15 protein-coding genes are annotated in these 15934 nt (G+C 67.4%); 6 read left to right on the top strand and 9 right to left on the bottom strand.

Going from position 1 to position 15934, the window contains the following annotated elements; translation table 11 throughout:
- Nucleotides 1–115: 115 nt before the first annotated feature.
- Together DMR_RS20285 and DMR_RS20280 are read left to right on the top strand one after the other, a co-directional pair.
- Nucleotides 116–1153, top strand: coding sequence for an OmpA family protein (locus tag DMR_RS20285; RefSeq protein ID WP_015862920.1), 1038 nt, complete (start codon nucleotides 116–118; stop codon nucleotides 1151–1153).
- A 70-nt stretch (nucleotides 1154–1223) separates the two neighbouring features.
- Nucleotides 1224–2144, top strand: a complete 921-nt coding sequence (locus tag DMR_RS20280; RefSeq protein WP_015862919.1) for a LysM peptidoglycan-binding domain-containing protein — start codon at nucleotides 1224–1226, stop codon at nucleotides 2142–2144.
- 292 nt (nucleotides 2145–2436) lie between these two features.
- Here the strand turns inward: DMR_RS20280 and DMR_RS20275 are convergent, their stop codons facing one another.
- Nucleotides 2437–3279, bottom strand: a complete 843-nt coding sequence (locus DMR_RS20275; RefSeq protein WP_015862918.1) for a DUF169 domain-containing protein — start codon at nucleotides 3277–3279, stop codon at nucleotides 2437–2439.
- Nucleotides 3280–3315: 36 nt separating this feature from the next.
- A complete protein-coding gene (locus DMR_RS20270; protein ID WP_043602061.1) occupies nucleotides 3316–3786 on the bottom strand; it encodes a hypothetical protein in 471 nt (156 codons plus the stop codon).
- A 104-nt stretch (nucleotides 3787–3890) separates the two neighbouring features.
- Here DMR_RS20270 and DMR_RS20265 point away from each other — a divergent pair, with 104 nt between their 5' ends.
- Nucleotides 3891–4373: a methyltransferase family protein gene (locus tag DMR_RS20265; protein ID WP_015862916.1), complete on the top strand. Its 483-nt coding sequence runs from the start codon at nucleotides 3891–3893 to the stop codon at nucleotides 4371–4373.
- 93 nt (nucleotides 4374–4466) lie between these two features.
- Here DMR_RS20265 and DMR_RS20260 read toward each other — a convergent pair whose 3' ends face one another.
- Nucleotides 4467–4838: a hypothetical protein gene (locus DMR_RS20260; protein WP_015862915.1), complete on the bottom strand. Its 372-nt coding sequence runs from the start codon at nucleotides 4836–4838 to the stop codon at nucleotides 4467–4469.
- A 182-nt stretch (nucleotides 4839–5020) separates the two neighbouring features.
- Nucleotides 5021–6034 carry a glycosyltransferase gene (locus DMR_RS20255; RefSeq protein ID WP_015862914.1) on the bottom strand — a complete coding sequence of 338 codons (1014 nt, stop codon included), beginning with the start codon at nucleotides 6032–6034 and terminating at the stop codon, nucleotides 5021–5023.
- A 190-nt stretch (nucleotides 6035–6224) separates the two neighbouring features.
- On the opposite strand from DMR_RS20255, the gene DMR_RS20250 reads away from it, so the two are divergent.
- Nucleotides 6225–7187, top strand: a complete 963-nt coding sequence (locus DMR_RS20250) for an ROK family protein (RefSeq protein WP_015862913.1) — start codon at nucleotides 6225–6227, stop codon at nucleotides 7185–7187.
- Between the two features lie 19 nt (nucleotides 7188–7206).
- Nucleotides 7207–9138 (top strand): SulP family inorganic anion transporter, encoded by a 1932-nt coding sequence (locus DMR_RS20245; protein ID WP_015862912.1) that lies wholly within the window; start codon nucleotides 7207–7209, stop codon nucleotides 9136–9138.
- A gap of 81 nt (nucleotides 9139–9219) precedes the next feature.
- Here the strand turns inward: DMR_RS20245 and DMR_RS20240 are convergent, their stop codons facing one another.
- The 5 genes from DMR_RS20240 to DMR_RS20220 all read right to left on the bottom strand — a co-directional run bounded on the left by DMR_RS20240 (nucleotide 9220) and on the right by DMR_RS20220 (nucleotide 15249).
- A complete protein-coding gene (locus tag DMR_RS20240; RefSeq protein WP_015862911.1) occupies nucleotides 9220–9660 on the bottom strand; it encodes a Fur family transcriptional regulator in 441 nt (146 codons plus the stop codon).
- Between the two features lie 179 nt (nucleotides 9661–9839).
- The gene (locus DMR_RS20235) at nucleotides 9840–12038 is read right to left on the bottom strand and encodes a chemotaxis protein CheA (protein WP_015862910.1); all 2199 of its coding nucleotides are present in this window, start codon (nucleotides 12036–12038) and stop codon (nucleotides 9840–9842) included.
- Between the two features lie 94 nt (nucleotides 12039–12132).
- Nucleotides 12133–13299 (bottom strand): Hpt domain-containing protein, encoded by a 1167-nt coding sequence (locus DMR_RS20230; RefSeq protein WP_015862909.1) that lies wholly within the window; start codon nucleotides 13297–13299, stop codon nucleotides 12133–12135.
- 16 nt (nucleotides 13300–13315) lie between these two features.
- A complete protein-coding gene (locus DMR_RS20225; RefSeq protein WP_015862908.1) occupies nucleotides 13316–14095 on the bottom strand; it encodes an ATP-binding protein in 780 nt (259 codons plus the stop codon).
- 5 nt (nucleotides 14096–14100) lie between these two features.
- Complete coding sequence (locus DMR_RS20220; protein ID WP_015862907.1) at nucleotides 14101–15249, bottom strand: PP2C family protein-serine/threonine phosphatase; 1149 nt, start codon at nucleotides 15247–15249, stop codon at nucleotides 14101–14103.
- A gap of 181 nt (nucleotides 15250–15430) precedes the next feature.
- On the opposite strand from DMR_RS20220, the gene DMR_RS20215 reads away from it, so the two are divergent.
- Nucleotides 15431–15895, top strand: a complete 465-nt coding sequence (locus DMR_RS20215; protein ID WP_052279075.1) for a hypothetical protein — start codon at nucleotides 15431–15433, stop codon at nucleotides 15893–15895.
- Nucleotides 15896–15934 lie beyond the last annotated feature (39 nt).

Raw genomic sequence — 15934 nt, 5'->3', positions numbered from 1 at the left:
CGACAGGGGGCTTGGGGTTCTTCCGCCCGCGGGCGGGAAAATCCCGTTTCAGGCTAATGAGGGTGGTTTTTTTTAGGCAAGGGTGAATCTCATTCACTACTCCGAGGAGGGAGTTATGAACAAGAAACTGCAAGTCGTGTTGGTGGCTCTGGTCGCCCTGCTGCTGGGATTCAGCGGTCCGGCCATGGCCAAGAAGCAGGTCCCGAAGGTCGACAACTTCATTTACTTCATCGACCATTCCAGCTCCATGGCGTTCTCCTACAAGGGACAGCGCTATGTGCAGTTTGGCGGCGTCTCCAAGATCATGATGGCCAAGTCCCTGGCCCGTGAACTGAACAAGATGACCCCCGAACTGGGCTACAAGGCCGGTCTGTACACCTTCGCTCCGTACAAGGAGTACGCTGCGATGGCTCCGTACAAGCAGGCCACCATGGCTGCCGCTGTTGAAAAGATCAACACCGACTACACCGTTTACGGCCGCATGACCCCCATGGGCAAGGGCCTGGAAGATCTGGACAAGCTGCCCGTCTCGACCCTTAGCGGCAAGACCGGCGTGTTCATCTTCTCCGACGGCGACTCCAACTGCGGCGTCGATCCCGTGGCCGTGGCCCAGTCCCTGAAGGCCAAGTACGGCGACAACCTGTGCTTCTACATTGTCGATCTGTCCGACAACAAGCACGGCCAGCAGGTCCTCAAGGCCATCGCCGCCCTGGGCAAGTGCAACTGCATCGAGCTCGGCGAAGAGCTGCTCCGCAACGAGGCCGCCCGCGAGAAGTTCCTCGAGTGCGCCCTGTACGAGTGGATCGAAGACGAAATCGTCGTCTTCCGCAGCATCTACTTCGACTTCGACAAGTACAACATCAAGCCCGAGTTCGTGCCCGTCCTTGAAGAAGGCACCGCCATCATCAAGTCCAAGACTGGCATGAAGGTCATCCTCGAAGGCCACACCGACTCCATCGGCACCGAGCAGTACAACATGAAGCTCGGCCAGCGCCGCGCCGACTCGGTCAAGGCCTTCTTCGTGAAGAAGGGCATCGACGCCTCCCGCATCGAGACCATCAGCTTCGGCGAGTCCGATCCGGTGGCCACCAACAAGACCGCTCAGGGCCGCGCTCTGAACCGTCGCTGCGTGATCAAGTTCAAGTCCATGTAGTGAGACTTCCAAGTCTCGCCGGCCAGACGCCCCGCCAGGGGCGTCTGGCTTTTTGATCGGAGAACACCCCATGCCCACCGCTCGAAGCATCTTCGCCGCCCTCGCTCTCCTTCTTTTTGCTGCCTCCGCCGCCTTTGCCGGCCTCCACGTTTACCCCGCTTCCGGCCCGGCTCCGACCGTCGTTGTCGATACGCCAAAGCCCCTGACCTACAAGGTCGAAAAGGGCGACACCGTGGCCGTCATCGCCAAGAAGTTCGGCGTGGACGGCAAGGCGCTGCTCGCCGCCAACAATCTGGCCGACGCCAAAAAGCTCAAGGCCGGACAAACCCTGACCATTCCCGGCAAGACCGCCGCGCCGGCCCCTGTGGCCGCCGTGCCGGCCAAGGCCGAGACCAAGCCTGCCGTTGCGGCTCCGGCCCCTGTGGCCGTTGCGCCGGCTCCGGTGGTGGCGGAAAAGCCCGACGCCACGGCCCGCAAGGCCGGGGGCAAGGAAGCCCTGGACCCGGGCGTGGTCGAGGAAAAGCCCGTCAAGGGCAAGAAAGGCAAGAAGGGCGCGGAACCGGCCCCTGTTCCGGCCCCAACGGTGGAGCTCACCGACAAGATGCGGGCGTCGTTTGGCAAGACCGGCGTGATTGGCAACGCCACCGACGTGCCCCAGCCCATCCGCGACGAATTCTGGCGCTATGCCCAGAAGTGGGTGGACGAGCTGGACCGCCTGGGCGTCGGCACCATGGCCAACAAGAAGATCAAGCAGGTCGGCAGCCAGTGGGAGGCCACCTACCGCATCATCATCCGCGAATCCTTGGGCGCCGAGGTCAAGCGCGTGGAGTACGACCACACGCCCTACGTCGGCCACATCACCTACATGCAACGGGTGTACACCAGCGTCGGACCGACCAAGGAAGCCGCCTTGCGTGGTCCCTGGACCGAGAAGGACGAAGCCATCCGCGAGATCTTTAGCTACTCCGGCAAGACCAAGGCCTGGCGCTAACAAGACGGCCAGGAAACGATTTCGCCCCCCGAAGCGTCGCTTCGGGGGGCTTTTTCATGGCCTGGGGAAGCTGCCGCCACCGTGCAGCAGCTGATCCAAAACGCCTTCTCCGCGCGGCTCAAGGGCCTGGAGCAGGCGGATCCCCCTCGGAAAACCAGGAAAGACTCCTAACCTTCCTACCGGTCGGTCAAACATCCCCTACGGCTCCCCTGTCAATCTTTCCTCCATTCGGTGGGGCGGGGGCCTCAGGCCCCCGGCCACCGGAGGCACTCTCCGTCTTGCCCTCTTCTCCTTATCCCTCTTCCTTCCAAACCTCGCGGCTGCGGGCGATCTTTTTCTGAACGCCGGCCCAGGTCTTGGTGGCCAGGAACGCTTCGGGCCAGCGGGTGAGGAGCTGTTCGTAGAGGGTCGAGGGCACGGTGAAGGTCATTTCGTCGGGTTTCAGGAATTTGCGCGCCGACGGGTCGCCGCAGCCAAGCACGGCCCGGGGCCGGCTCCTGGCCAGATAGTGCAGCGGCCAGGTGGTCATGAAGCTGCAGCCGGCCCCGAAGGGCGCGGCCGTGACCTCGAAATCGTCGGTAACGAAGGCGGCCAGGTTGGCCAGGCCGGTGAGCGTCTCGCCCCGGGCAAAGAAGGTGACTGTTTCGGGCGTTTCGTGCGGGGCGAAGCGGGTGACGGGCTTGAAGACGCAGTATTTGGCCGGAGCCGGGCGCGGGGCGATCTCGGTGAAAAAGCGGCGGGCCGAGGCCGGTGAGGGCAGATAGCGTTCGCCGGCCACGGGCGTGCCGGGGATGCCGGTGGAGATGTAGCAGGCGATGAAATCGAGCTGGGGCTGGTGGAAGCCGAGGTAGAACGAGCCGCCCGGGCAACCGTAGCGGTCTGCGGCGAACCAGGCTGCCTCGCCTTTGCGCCGGGCCAGCCAGAGCTTGCCCAGGACGCAGGAGAACGATCCCCAGACCGCGCCCCAGTCAATGGTTCCGGCCTGTTCTGCCTCGATGGACAGAGGCGGGCCGGCCTCTGGAGCGAAGCCGGAAGCCGGCGCGTCGTTGGTGTAGAACATGCCGTAGGGCGTTTCGGACAGGCCTAGGGCGTCGAGCAGTCCGGCCAGGGCGTCGTGAGAGGCGGTTTCGAACATGGCGGGTTCTCCGGTGGCGGTATGCGCCGGGGCCGCTTAGGGGCGCGGCCGGCGCGGGCGGCGAAAGGCCAGGAAGCTTCCCTTGAGAAACCGGGGGGCGAGCAGTCGCCAGGGGGCGTTGGTCGTCCCTTGAGGCAGCAGATGATACCAGGCAAAGCCCCGGGAGCGGTAGTGGGCTTTGGCCTTGTCGATGCAGCCGGCCTGGCGGGCGGCGTGCAGGGCGGCATCGCGCTGGCAGCGGGAGCGGGCCATGGCGTCGAAAACCCGGGGATCAAAGCCCCGCCGGGCCAGGATGTGGCGCACCCGGCGCGCTTCGGCCAGCCGGGACAGGGCGTCGCAGACTGATAGCATGGCTCCGCCGGCCGAAGCGCCGGCCATGGCCAGGGCGGCCCGGATGGAGGCCGTGCAGAAAAGCCCCAGCCACAAGGCGGAGAGAAGCCCCAGGGCGACGGCCACGGTCATGGGCAGGGGCGCGGCGGCGAGCAGGCGTACGACTTGGATGGACACGGCTGTTTTTTGGTGGCCGAGGAAGCCCGGGGCTGTCAAGGCCCCCCTTGACAAGCGAGGGGATTTTCGGTGCAAGCAAATCATGACCCCCCGGAGGTGAGGCCATGAATCGTTGGGGAATGGGAACCATGCTCTACCGCGCCACCATCTGCTACGGCCTGCTCGCCATCGTCTACGACGCCATCCTGATCGAATCCTTTTGCGACCGCCTTATCCCCGAACGCTTGGCTCTGGCCGTGGGCGGAGTGCTTCTCGCCCTGGGCTTTGTGGTTTACGCCCTGGGCACGTTTTCGGTGTACAAAGCCATCGACGCCGGACAGCTCGCCACGCGCGGCATTTTCGCCGTGGTGCGCCATCCGCTTTACGCTGCCTGGATCTGGTGCATCGTGCCCGGACTGGCGCTCATGCAAGGCACGCTGCTGGCCCTTTTGACGCCGGTGGTGGCGGGGGTGTTCTACTGGCTGTGCATTCCCCATGAAGAAGTCTGGTTGTTGTCGCGTTTCGGCGAGCAGTACCGGCAGTATTGCCACTGCGTGGGCGGCATCGTGCCCAGGTTGTCGCGCGGGAGACTGCCTCAGGCAGGTTGACGGCCACTCGCTGCGTCGGCGCGCCCGATGTGGCGGCGTGGACACAGGGCAGGCCGGAAACTCTCGGGACGGGTCGTGTCGGCGGGGGAAAAGTCAGACCCGCAGCGACAGCATGGTCGGGCCGGAGGCGGTCTGGGGCGTGACGGCGGCGGCCGTGGCGTAGCCGGCCAGGGCCTGGCGGCGGGTGTAGGCGTTGGGCGGCGGCGCTTGGCCCAGGGCCGGCGTTTCGGCCAAAAGCGCGCTGGCTGCTGCGGCGTCCAGGGCGTCGACGAAGCTGGTCTGGGGAGGCGTGCCCGAGAGGTCGAATTCGTAGTCCGTGGCCGAGTAGCGCAGGGAAAAGGGGCCAAACGACAGTCCGGCCTCGCGGCTGATGACCTTGCCGGGCACGCGCGGCGCGGCGGGCGTCAATCGAGACGCCTCGCGCTGATAGGCCCCAATGGGCGATGCGGCGGCAATGGCGGCCATGGGCGGACTCCGGGCGCAAAAGCGCCACGCGACGGGGACACGAGCGTGCCTGCCCTCGCGGCCCCGTGCTTCGGGGACCGGCTCCGTCCATGGAGAAAGGTACCGTAACTGTAAGGCCCTTTGGCCGTCGTGGCAAGGGGTGAGATCGCGGTAGCGGGTTGCCGGCTGGCGTCTCCGCCCGGCTACAGGCCGCAGGATCCGGCGGGCAGACGGCCCTTGGCCGCTTCCAGGTAGAGCGCGGCGCGCGGGTCGCCAGGCAGGGCCTCGGCCCAGTGGAGATAGAGCAGCCGCAGGGAGGCGGGAAGTTCCCGGGACGCCTCCAGCCGTTGGCGGATCAGGGCTTGGGCCGGCTGGGCCGTGACAAAGCCGGCGAACCGCTCGGCCCGGGCCGCCGGGCTGTGCCGGGCGCGCATGGCTTCCAGGCCTTGCCGGGCCACGCGCTCGCGCCTGGCCGGGTCGGGCAGCAGTTCGCGGACCAGGGCGGCCAGGCTGTCCAGGTCCTCCGGCGGATAGGTGAAGAGCTGCTCGCCCGGGGTGAACAGCTCGGTCAGGCCGTGGCCGATCTCGGGGGTCAGCAGGCAGGAGCCGACGGAAAGCGCCTCGAAGACCCGGAAGTTGAGGTCGCCGTGTTCGGCGATATTGAGCACGAGGCGCGCCCGGGGGAACAGTTTACGCCAGTTCCCCTGGGTGACGACAAGGCCCGGGAATAGGGCGGCGAGCTGCTCCAGCAGGACCGCCCGGCCGGGGGTCAGATCGGCGTCCACCTTGCCGACGAACAGCAGATCAATGTCCTTGTCTTCCTCCCGGGGCAGGGATTCGGCGGCCACGGCTTCGGCCGCGGGCGGCAGCCAGATGGCCCGGTCCGGGGACAGGTTTTCCTGAAAGGCCGACAGATGGTCGCGCAGGCTCACCGTGCACAGGTCAAAGGCCTGGGCATAGGTCGGATACCAATGGTGGATGTGGCTGTCCACGCAGCCAAAGACGGTGAGGCAGGGGAAATGCTCCACTCCGGGCAGGGGCGGGGGCGCACTGTAGTCAAAGTACGCCACGATGTCGGGCGACCGGCCGCAGGCGGCCCGGATAGCCTCCCAGGTGCGGCATTGGAGAGCGGGCGGCGTGACGGACACGACGGCAAACGCGTCCTTGGGCAGGCAGCCGAGGAAATTGGTCGATCCGACGCAGGCCATGGTCAGCATAGGGCTTCTCCGTGACGGCGCGGCATGGTCCGTTTGGCGACCATGCCGCGCCGTCACGATAGCCAAAGCGCGGGGAAAAACCAATGGCTTCGGGCCTCAGGCTCAAAGTCCTCGTCATACCCCTTGTCGGGCGGCCTGTTCCGCCATAAGGCAACCGTATTCAACAAAGGGCAAGGGGATGTATTGAGCCATGGGCGAAAAGGCTTTTCGGGGAGCCGTCGAGGCCGGGGGAACGAAGTTTGTCTGCGCCGTCGGGGCCGGCCTTGACGACATCCGGCGACCGGAGAACCGGGCCGTTTTTCCCACGGGCGACGATCCCGCCGCCACCCTGGCCGCCGTGGCCGGCTGGCTCAAGTCCCGCGAGGACCGGCGCGGCGCGCCCCTTGCCGCCCTGGGCGTGGCCTCCTTTGGCCCGGTCTGCCTGGACAAGGCCCTGCCCGACTACGGCCGGGTCATGACCACGCCCAAACCGGGCTGGAGCGGCTTTGATCTCCTGGGCGCCCTTGGCCGGGCTTTCCCGGGCCGGCCCATCGGTTTCGACACCGACGTCAACGGCGCGGCCCTGGGCGAGCGGGAATGGGGCGCGGCCCGGGGGCTGGACGATTTCCTCTACGTCACCATCGGCACGGGCATCGGCGTGGGCGGACTGGCCGGCGGCCGGCTGCTCCATGGGCTGACCCACCCGGAAATGGGCCATATCGGCTTGCGGCGTCTGGCCGGGGACGTGTTTCCCGGGGTCTGTCCGTTCCACGGCGACTGCTGGGAGGGGCTTTGCAGCGGTCCGGCCATGGCGGCCCGGACCGGGACGGCGGCCGAGGACCTGTCTGCCGATCATCCGGCCTGGGAGCATGAGGCGGCCTACGTGGCCGAGGCCTTGGCGACCGTCACCTACGCCTTGTCGCCGCGCCGTATCATCCTCGGCGGCAGCGTGCCCAAGGGCGGCCGGCTCGGCGAGGAAGGTTTTTTCGCCAAGGTCCGGGAGCGGTTCGTGGCGACCTTGGGCGGGTATCTGCCCGACGAGCGGCTGACGGCCCGAGTGGCCGAGTACATCGTGCCCCCGGGACTGGGGGAGCTCGCCGGGGTGGCCGGGGCGTATTGTTTGGCTTGCGCCGCGCCCGGCGGCCGGGAAGGCGAAACACGCCCCAAGCCTTGACCCCGGCCGCTTCCCGGGTATGGTCGTTACCATACACCCCTCCCGGAGACGCCCTGTGGAACACTGCGATCTGCCCCGCCGCCCGTCGCGATTCGAGCCGCTGCTGCGGCTTTTGCCGCGCCTTTTCCCCTTTCTTTCCTGGTGGCCCCGGGTGGGGCGGCGCACGCTCACGGCCGACCTGTGGGCCGGACTCACCGGCGCGGTCATCGTGCTGCCCCAGGGCGTGGCCTTTGCCGCCATCGCCGGGCTGCCGCCCCAGTACGGCCTCTACGCCGCCATGGTCCCGGTCATCGTGGCCGCCCTTTACGGCTCGTCCTGGCACCTCATCTCCGGCCCCACCACGGCCATCTCCCTGGTCGTTTTCGCCAACGTCAGCCAGCTCGCCCCGCCCGGCTCGCCGGACTACATCCGGCTCGTGCTGGCGCTGACCGTCCTGGCCGGCCTGGTCCAGTTCGGCCTGGGCCTGGCCCGTCTGGGCGGGGTGGTCAATTTCGTGTCCCATTCGGTGGTCACGGGCTTCACCGCCGGCGCGGCCATCCTCATCGCCACCAGCCAGCTGGGGCATTTTTTCGGCGTCACCCTGCCGCGCGGCGGCTCCTTTCTCGAAACCTGGCTGGCCTTTTTCCAGCAGCTGCCGGCCGTCAACGGCCACGTGGCCCTCATCGCCGGGGCCACGCTGCTTGTCGCCCTGGTGTTGCGGCGGCTGTGGCCGCGCTGCCCCGCCCTGTTGCTGTCGCTTATTGCCGGCAGCCTGTTGTGCCATGTCCTTAACGGAGCCGGCCACGGGGCCAAGCTGGTGGGCGCGCTGCCGGCCAGCCTGCCGCCGCTGTCGCTGCCGGAAATCGACCTCGACACCTTCCGGGTGCTGTTCCCGGGCGCTTTGGCCGTGGCCATGCTCGGGCTGGCCGAGGCCGTGTCCATTGCCCGGGCCGTGGCCGTGCGCTCGGAGCAGCATATCGACAACAGCCAGGAGTTCATCGGCCAGGGACTGGCCAATATCGCCGGCGGATTTTTTTCGGGCTACGCCTCGTCGGGGTCGTTCACCCGCACCGGCGTCAATTTCGACGCCGGGGCCAAGACGCCGCTGGCCGCCGTGTTCTCGGCCGTGCTGCTGGCCCTGGTCGTGCTTTTGGTCGCGCCGGCCACGGCTTACCTGCCCATCGCGGCCATGGCCGGGGTCATCGTGCTGGTGGCGGCCGGGCTGGTCAACGCCAAGGCCATCCGCCACATCCTGCGCACCGACCGGTCCGAGGCCGGGGTGCTGGCGGCCACGTTCTTGTCCACGCTGTTCGTCGGGTTGGAATTCGCCATCTACGCCGGGGTCATGCTGTCGCTTCTGCTCTATCTGCGTCGCACCAGCCACCCCCACTTCATCACCCTGGCCCCGGACCCTGCCTCCTCCCGGCACGCCCTGGTCAACGTGCGCCGCAAGAAGCTGGCTGAATGCCCCCAGCTCAAGATCCTGCGCCTGGACGGCTCCATCTTTTTCGGGGCCGTCAACCACATCGCCGAAGAGCTCCATCGTATCGTGGAGAAAAGCCCGGAACAGTGCCACATCCTCATCATCGGCTCGGGCATCAACTTCATCGACGCCGGCGGCTGCCACATGCTGTTTCACGAAGCCGGGGCCATGAAGCTCTCGGGCCGGGAGATCTTTTTTTGTTCGCTCAAGGGCGAGGTCATGGAGCTCTTGACGCGCGGCGGCTGTCTGGCCCGCATCGGGGCGGAGAACGTCTTTCGCGACAAGGAATCGGCCATTGCCGGCATCGTGGCCCGGCTGGACCCCGAACGCTGCGCCTGCTGCCCCAGCCGGGTGTTCGCCGAATGCGCCGGCCGTCCCGGGGGCTGGGCCGAGGGACTGGCGGCGGCCGGACTGGCCGAGCTTGGCGACGGCCCGGCCCTGGCCGAGGGCGACGATGACGAGAACGACGACGCGCCGGAAGAGGGCTAAGCGGCCGCGTCTTGGCGACGCAAAAAAACGGCGGCCCCGGACAGGGGCCGCCGCGCTGGTTTTCTGAGCCAAAGAGCCGGGCTAGGCGCGCTTTTTGCGGCACTCCGGGCACAGCCCGTAAAGATACAGCTTGTGGGCGGTCAGGGTGAAGCCATGGCGGCGGGCCACCTCTTCCTGCAGCTGTTCGATGGCCGGGTCCACCACCTCGACGTTGACGCCGCAGGCTTCGCAGATGAGATGGTCGTGGTGGGTCTGGCCGTAGAGAATCTCGTAGCGCATGGCCCCGTCGCCGAACTCCACGCCCTTGGCCAGACCGGAGTCGGCCAGGAGCTTGAGCGTGCGGTAGACCGTGGCCTGGCCGATGCCGGGATGGTCGGCCTTGACCTTCTGGTAGAGTTCCTCGGAGGTGAGGTGCCCTTCCTCGGCCAGGAACACGTCGAGAATCTGCCGCCGCTGGGGCGTCATCTTGAGTTTTTTGCGGGCCACGAAATCGGCGAACAGGGCATACGGGTCGTTGGACATGCGATGGTGTTCCTCATCCTGTCAATTTGGCCGAGTGTAGCGGCCCGGGGGCGCGTGGTCAATGCGGCGCGCGCGTTTGGCGTCCTCGTCTCGCGCGCGGAGCGTATTGGGTACGATGGTTTCCGCTGCGGCGGCGAAGCGCGACGCAACGTGGCGGCAGCCAGACTGCAAAATCGGCCTCAGGCTGCCGAACGCTTCACGGAAGCCACAAGTGACGGCACATCGAGAATAAGCGACATGGTGCCATCGCCGTTTATGGTTGCCCCGGAGATGCCGGACACCGAGCCGATGTAGTTGCCAAGGCTCTTGATGACCGTCTGTTGCTGGCCAAGCACCTGATCCACGGCAATGCCGGCCCGCTCGCCCTCGAATCGCGTCACCACCACCTGCTCGATGGCCGGGGGCAGTCCTTCCATTTCAAACGCTTCGCGCAGCCGGATGTAGGGCACGATTTCGCCGCGCAGCTGGATGGTGCGGCCGCGGCGGGTCCCGTCGCCGCCGTCGCGTGAGAGTTCCACGCATTCTTCCACCAGGGACAGCGGAATGATGTACTGGTCCTCGCCGGCCTTGATCTGCAACCCGTCGATGATGGCCAGGGTCAGGGGCAACCGGATGGTGATGCGCGTGCCCTTGCCCGGTTCGCTTTGCACGTCGATCTTGCCGCGCAGCGCGTCCATGGAGCGCTTGACCACGTCCATGCCCACGCCCCGGCCCGAGATGCTGGTGACCTTGTCCGCCGTGGAAAAGCCAGGCAGGAAAATCAGGTTGAAGCATTCGCCGTCGGTTAGGCGCGCGTCCGGGGGAATAAGCCCCTTTTCCACGGCCTTGGCCCGGATGCGCTCGGCCTGCATGCCCTTGCCGTCGTCGATGATGGTCAGCACCACCTCGCCGCCGGCGTGTTCGGCCGACAGGATGATGGTCCCGGCCTCGGGCTTGCCGGCGGCCAGCCGGTCCTGGGGGGATTCGATACCGTGGTCGATGCTGTTGCGCAGCAGATGCACCAGTGGATCGTTGAGCTGCTCGATGACGGTCTTGTCGAGTTCCGTCTCGCCGCCCTCGGTGACGAGTTCGATGGATTTGCGCATCTCCGAGGACAGGTCGCGCACCAGCCGCCGAAACCGGCTGAATGTCGTGCCGATGGGCAGCATGCGGATGCCCAGCGTATTGTCGCGCAGCTCGTTGGACAGCCGTTCGATCTCCTCGGCCACGCTGGTCAGCGCCGGCTGGCCCAGGCTCCCGGCCAGCTGGGTGAGCCGGGCCTGGGCGATGACCAGTTCGCCGACGAGATTGACCAGATCGTCGAGCTTGCCGGCGTCCACCCGCAGGCTCTGCATGGCGTCTTTTTTGGCCGTCTGGGGCGCGGCCTTGGCCTCGGCGCTGGGCGCGGTTTGCGGCGCAGCAGCGGCCTCGGGTTTGGTGGCCGGGGCCGAAGCCGTCTGGGCTGTGGCCGGGGCCGGCGGCGTGGCAGCCACGGCCGCAGCAGGCTGGGGCGATGCGGCCGGCGGTGCGGCCTGGGGTGCGGCAGCCGGCTGCGGGGCCTGGGCCGAGGGGCGAGGCGCGGCCGCGGCCGGAACCGGCAAGTTCCTGGGGGCGTCGGCCTCGGCCGGGGTGATGGTCACATCGCCGGGGTTGTCCAGGAACAGGAATACGTCGCGCAGGGCGTTGGCGTTGGCGTCAGGTCCGGTGGTCAGGCGCAGGAAAAACCGCATCCGGCAGTCGGTCGGGTCGAGGGCTTCCAGGTCCGGTACGGCGTTTATGTCGCAGCGCGTCTCCACCTGCCCAAGGCTTCGCAGCTCGTCGAGCAGGGCCAGGGGGTCGCTGCAGGAAAGATGGCCAGGGTCGGAGGGGGCGAAGACGATGTCCCAGACATGGGGGGCCTGGGGAGCTTCCGGCAGGATGCCGGCCAGGACGGCGGCCAGTTCGGCGTCGTCCTGGCTGTTGTCGGCAGCGGGCGTGGCCGGGCCGGGAGCCGGCCCGGCCGGTTCCTCGTCGGGCATGTCCGTGGTGCGCAGCAGCGTCTTGAGGCGTTGGGCCAGGGCCGGGTCGGCCTCGGCCTCGGGGTCGGCCCCTTCGGCCAGCATGGCGGCGAAGCGGTCCTTGGCGGCAAAGGCGGCGTCGAGGAGTTCCTTGCTCACCCGTCGCCAGCCGCCCCGGACATGGTCGAAAAGCGATTCCAGGTCATGGGCCAGGGCCACCACCTGGACCAGGCCGAACATGTCGCAGGCTCCCTTGAGGGTATGCACGGCCCGAAAGATCCGATCGATCAGATCGTGGTCGCGGGGATTTTTTTCCAGTTCCAGCAGCGCCCCGTCGAGTTCGGCGAGGTTTTCGGCCACTTCTTCTTGAAACAGGGCGCGGGTCTCGGCGTCAAAAGCCATCCGTTCCTCCGTTGGGCCTGCCTTGTTTCCGGCGCGCCAGAGGCGGCGAAGGCAGTCAAAGGCGTGTTATGCGGCCATGCCGGGCAGCCTGTGGTTACTGGAACGACGTGGCGAACAGCTCGCCGGGCAGTCCGGCGTCGGCCAGATCCTGCGGGACGAGGCCGGCCCGTCGGACGGTTTCGGCCAGGGCCGGAGGCGGGGCGTCGCCATGGGACAGGGCCAGGCCCCGGGCGGCGAAGCTGCGCACGGCGGCGATCAGGACTTGCAGCAGGGCCAGATCGCAAGCCGGGGCCTGGGGCCACACGAGCAGCGTGTCGCGCCCGGCGGCCAGGGCGGCGAGCAGGGCCTCCCGGGCGGCGGCGGCCTCCGGGAGCTGTCCCGGGGCCAGGCGCACCTCGGCGGCCTGCCGGCCGTCGGTCAGCAGCCAGGGGCCAAATTCCCGGGCCGGGGCCAGGGCGGGGGCGTCCGGGACCGCGGCGGCGGCCGGCGGCAGCAGGGCGTCCAGATCCACAGGGTGGATGCGGCTGACGTCCAGGGCGAACAGGTAGCCCACGATGTCGGGTTCGACGATGCTGGCGTAGAGCACGTAAAAGGGGATGCGGTTGACCGGCGGCGCGTCGAGGTCGCCCACGGCCGCGAGTTCCATGCGGCAGTCCACGATAAGCCCGCTCGACTCCATGGTGGTGATGACGTCAAGGGGTGTTTTGCCCCGAGCCTGGACGTCGTGGATAAGGTCGTACTCCACGAGATAGAGGTTTTTGCCGCCATGCACCGCCTGGCGCAGGCTCAGTTCGTCGGCCTCGAAGGCAGCCGCGCTGCCGGGCAGGGCAATGATGGCCTTGGCCGCGGCCTGGGCGCGTTGCTCGGTGGTGAAATGCTCCTCGGCCACCCCGGACAGGGCGGCCAGCAGTTCGCCGATGTCCTCGGCGTCGCTTTGGGGACCCAGCTCCACCAGGGCCAGCAGGCGGTCGAAGCCGGTCAGGAGCTGGTTGATGATCCGGGTGTCCGGGGCCAGTTCGCGGCTGCGGATCATGTGCAGGAGGTTTTCCAGGCGGTGGGCCAGCTCCCGGATGTTGGCCAAGTTTAAAAAGCCGGCTCCGCCCTTGATGGAATGGGCGGCCCGGAACACCGTGTTGACCAGCTCCTCGTCGATGTCGGCCCCGTGGCGCTCCATGTCCATGAGCGCCGTCTCGATGTTCCCGAGATGCTCCCGGGAGTCCTCGATGAACATGACCAGGATTTCGTCGTCCAGCTGGTCCATGGCAGTTCCTTGGCGATCAGGCCGGTTGGATGGAGAAATGCTTGTCCAGGCGCATGGTGCGAAGTAGCGCCGCCAGGTCCGGGCTGACGTGGTCCAGGGCCAGACGGCCGCCTTTTTTGGACAGGGAGTTGTGGACGGCGATGAGTAGGCCGATGCCCACGGAATCAATGAGCTCCACCTTGGAGAGGTCCATGGCGAAGGGGCCGTCGAGGCCCGGCAGCAGGTCCTTGACGGCGTTTCGCAGCCCGTCGGCGGCCGAGGCCACGATGTCGCCGGCCGGGGTGAGAACGGTGCGGCCGTCTATGGTGCGGATGTCGTACATGGCAGGGCTCCGGTCGGTGTCGTCCCCGGGGGCTTCCGGGGCGGATGCGGGACCCGTCAGGCCCGGCACGGCCTTGACGAGGGTCACCTGGTTGCCGGCGGCGTTATAGCGCACGTCGTCGGCGTAAAGGGTCATGATGGTCAGTCCCCGGCCGCTTTCGGCGTCGGGCGAGGGCGGATCGTCGGCGGCGGCGCGCCAGTCAAAGCCCGGCCCCTGGTCGGCGACCACGGCGGTGAGCTGCCCATCGGCGCAGCCCAGGGTCAGGGTCACCTGGCGCAGAGGATCGGACCGGCTGCCGTGGAGCACGGCGTTTAAAAGCGCTTCGCGCAGCAGCAGCTTGACGTCGAAAAGGCTGCCCTGGGCCTGCCGGGAGGCCAAAAAAGCCACGGCCTCGTCCACGGCCCGGTCGAGCATGGCCAACGTGGCGGAAAAGCGCAGGGCGCGGCCGTCAGGAGAAGTTTGGGCCTCGAACATGGCCGTCAGACCTCGATGCCCATGAGGACCACATCGTCCTGGACCGGGCCGGCTTCGGGCAAAAGGGCGGCGCTTACGGCCGCCACGGCCTCGGCCAGGGGCAGGACAGCGGCCTGTCGGCAGGCGTCCTGCAGGGCGGCTATGCCCTGCTCCCGGCCCCGGGAGCTGGGGCCGAAGCGTTCGATGAGGCCGTCGGTGTAGAGGTAGAGCCGGTCGCCGGGGGAGACCGCGCACTCGATCTGGCCGCACTGGACGGACTCGAACACGCCCAGCACGTCGCCTTCGCAGGCCAGGGTCTCGACCGTGCCATCCGGGCCGACCTTGATGGCTGCGGGGTGGCCGGCGCTGACCAGGGTCAGGCGGGAACGGGTCCGGTTGAGGAATATCAGGCTGGCGGTGAGGTGCATCCCGTCGCGCAGAAACGACGTGAGCACGCTGTTCATATTCTTGAGCGTCTCGACGGGGGTGTAGAGCGGGTTGGCGTTTTGGCGCACCAGGGCCTTGAGCGAGGAGGTGACAAACGATGCGCCCAGGTCGTGGCCCGAGATGTCGGCCACGAAATAGACCATGACCGTCTCGCTCCAGGGAAAGACGTCGTAGAAGTCGCCGCCGGCTTCCAGGGCCGGCACGTAGCGCACGGCGAAGCGGGCTTCGGGGATGTCGTCCGGGCACACGAGGATGGCTTGCTGGGCGTCGCGGATCTGGGCCAGCTTGGCCGCCTGTTCGGCCAGAAGGGCGCGCAGCCCCCGGCGCAGGCGGATGTGGATCTTGACCCGGGCCAGGACTTCCTCCCGGGCGAAGGGCTTGGTGATGTAGTCCACGGCCCCGAGCTTGAGCCCTCGGACCTTGTTTTCCACGTCGTCGAGGCCCGAGATGAAGATGATGGGGATGTCGGTGGTGGCCGGGTCGGCGGTGAGCTTGGCGCAGGTCTCGAAACCGGATTCGCCGGGCATCATGATGTCGAGGATGATGAGCTCGGGCTGTTCGTCGGCGGCCATGCGCCGTCCGGCCGGCCCTGACGCGGCGCGTAGCGGCGTGAACCCGGCTTCCTTAAGCATCCAGGCCAGGGTTTCGACGTTGATCGTTTCGTCGTCGACGATAAGGATGCGCGGCGGCCGGGCATCGGTCCGCACGTCGTCGGGAGCGTTTTCCATGGGTGTCCGGGCGCGGGGGAGGGAGGGCCGGTTTGTGCAAAACGCATTGCCTCCCACGCTTGCAGCCAGTATGACGTTTTCCACGCCGCTTGACAACGCGGCCGGCGTGCTTTTTGTTTGTGCCCCGCCCTATCCGGCGGGGCAGGCCGGCCCGAGCGGCCGTTTTTACACGAGGCGGACCATGCGAGAGCGTTTGGATGCGATCTGGAAAAAGGCCCTGCGACACCATCAGGGGCTTGGCATCATCGGCCTGTGGCTGCTTGGCCTCATGCCCGGGATCATCGTCTCCCTGCGCAAGGGCGACCCCTGGCACGCCACCATGGTGGCCATGGCCATCCAGCTACTGGCCTCGTTCGGGTCCATCACCCTGTTTGGCGTGGTGGCCCAGATTATCTGCTACAAGTACATCGAGTCCGTCGAGGTCCACGACCGGATGATGGACGGGCTGTTCTTCGGCTTTCACGCCGGCATGATCATCTGGATCTGTTACGGGTTTTTCCACATCCTGTTTGGCCGCAAGATCATCGGCGACGTCAACGATCTGGTGGCCATCTTCGGCATCAGCTGCATCGGCAGCTGCATCCTCGGCATCGCCATCGGCTTTCTGGTCGGCAAGCTGCGCGACGGCAAATCCACCATCGTCTAGGCGGTCGCCAGTCCAGCATTCATGGAAAAAGACCGGCCG

Origin of the sequence: Solidesulfovibrio magneticus RS-1 (genome assembly GCF_000010665.1) — a bacterium.
GTDB lineage: Bacteria > Desulfobacterota > Desulfovibrionia > Desulfovibrionales > Desulfovibrionaceae > Solidesulfovibrio > Solidesulfovibrio magneticus.
This window is presented reverse-complemented; position numbering and strand designations above follow the sequence as displayed.

Excerpts from the sequence above, each read along its gene's own strand:
- DMR_RS20285 (WP_015862920.1), top strand. The coding sequence starts at position 116 with ATGAACAAGAAACTGCAAGTCGTGTTGGTGGCTCTGGTCGCCCTGCTG.
- DMR_RS20280 (WP_015862919.1), top strand. The coding sequence starts at position 1,224 with ATGCCCACCGCTCGAAGCATCTTCGCCGCCCTCGCTCTCCTTCTTTTT.
- DMR_RS20275 (WP_015862918.1), bottom strand. The coding sequence starts at position 3,279 with ATGTTCGAAACCGCCTCTCACGACGCCCTGGCCGGACTGCTCGACGCC.
- DMR_RS20265 (WP_015862916.1), top strand. The coding sequence starts at position 3,891 with ATGAATCGTTGGGGAATGGGAACCATGCTCTACCGCGCCACCATCTGC.
- DMR_RS20260 (WP_015862915.1), bottom strand. The coding sequence starts at position 4,838 with ATGGCCGCCATTGCCGCCGCATCGCCCATTGGGGCCTATCAGCGCGAG.
- DMR_RS20255 (WP_015862914.1), bottom strand. The coding sequence starts at position 6,034 with ATGCTGACCATGGCCTGCGTCGGATCGACCAATTTCCTCGGCTGCCTG.
- DMR_RS20250 (WP_015862913.1), top strand. The coding sequence starts at position 6,225 with ATGGGCGAAAAGGCTTTTCGGGGAGCCGTCGAGGCCGGGGGAACGAAG.
- DMR_RS20245 (WP_015862912.1), top strand. The coding sequence starts at position 7,207 with ATGGTCGTTACCATACACCCCTCCCGGAGACGCCCTGTGGAACACTGC.
- DMR_RS20240 (WP_015862911.1), bottom strand. The coding sequence starts at position 9,660 with ATGTCCAACGACCCGTATGCCCTGTTCGCCGATTTCGTGGCCCGCAAA.
- DMR_RS20235 (WP_015862910.1), bottom strand. The coding sequence starts at position 12,038 with ATGGCTTTTGACGCCGAGACCCGCGCCCTGTTTCAAGAAGAAGTGGCC.
- DMR_RS20230 (WP_015862909.1), bottom strand. The coding sequence starts at position 13,299 with ATGGACCAGCTGGACGACGAAATCCTGGTCATGTTCATCGAGGACTCC.
- DMR_RS20225 (WP_015862908.1), bottom strand. The coding sequence starts at position 14,095 with ATGTTCGAGGCCCAAACTTCTCCTGACGGCCGCGCCCTGCGCTTTTCC.
- DMR_RS20220 (WP_015862907.1), bottom strand. The coding sequence starts at position 15,249 with ATGGAAAACGCTCCCGACGACGTGCGGACCGATGCCCGGCCGCCGCGC.
- DMR_RS20215 (WP_052279075.1), top strand. The coding sequence starts at position 15,431 with ATGCGAGAGCGTTTGGATGCGATCTGGAAAAAGGCCCTGCGACACCAT.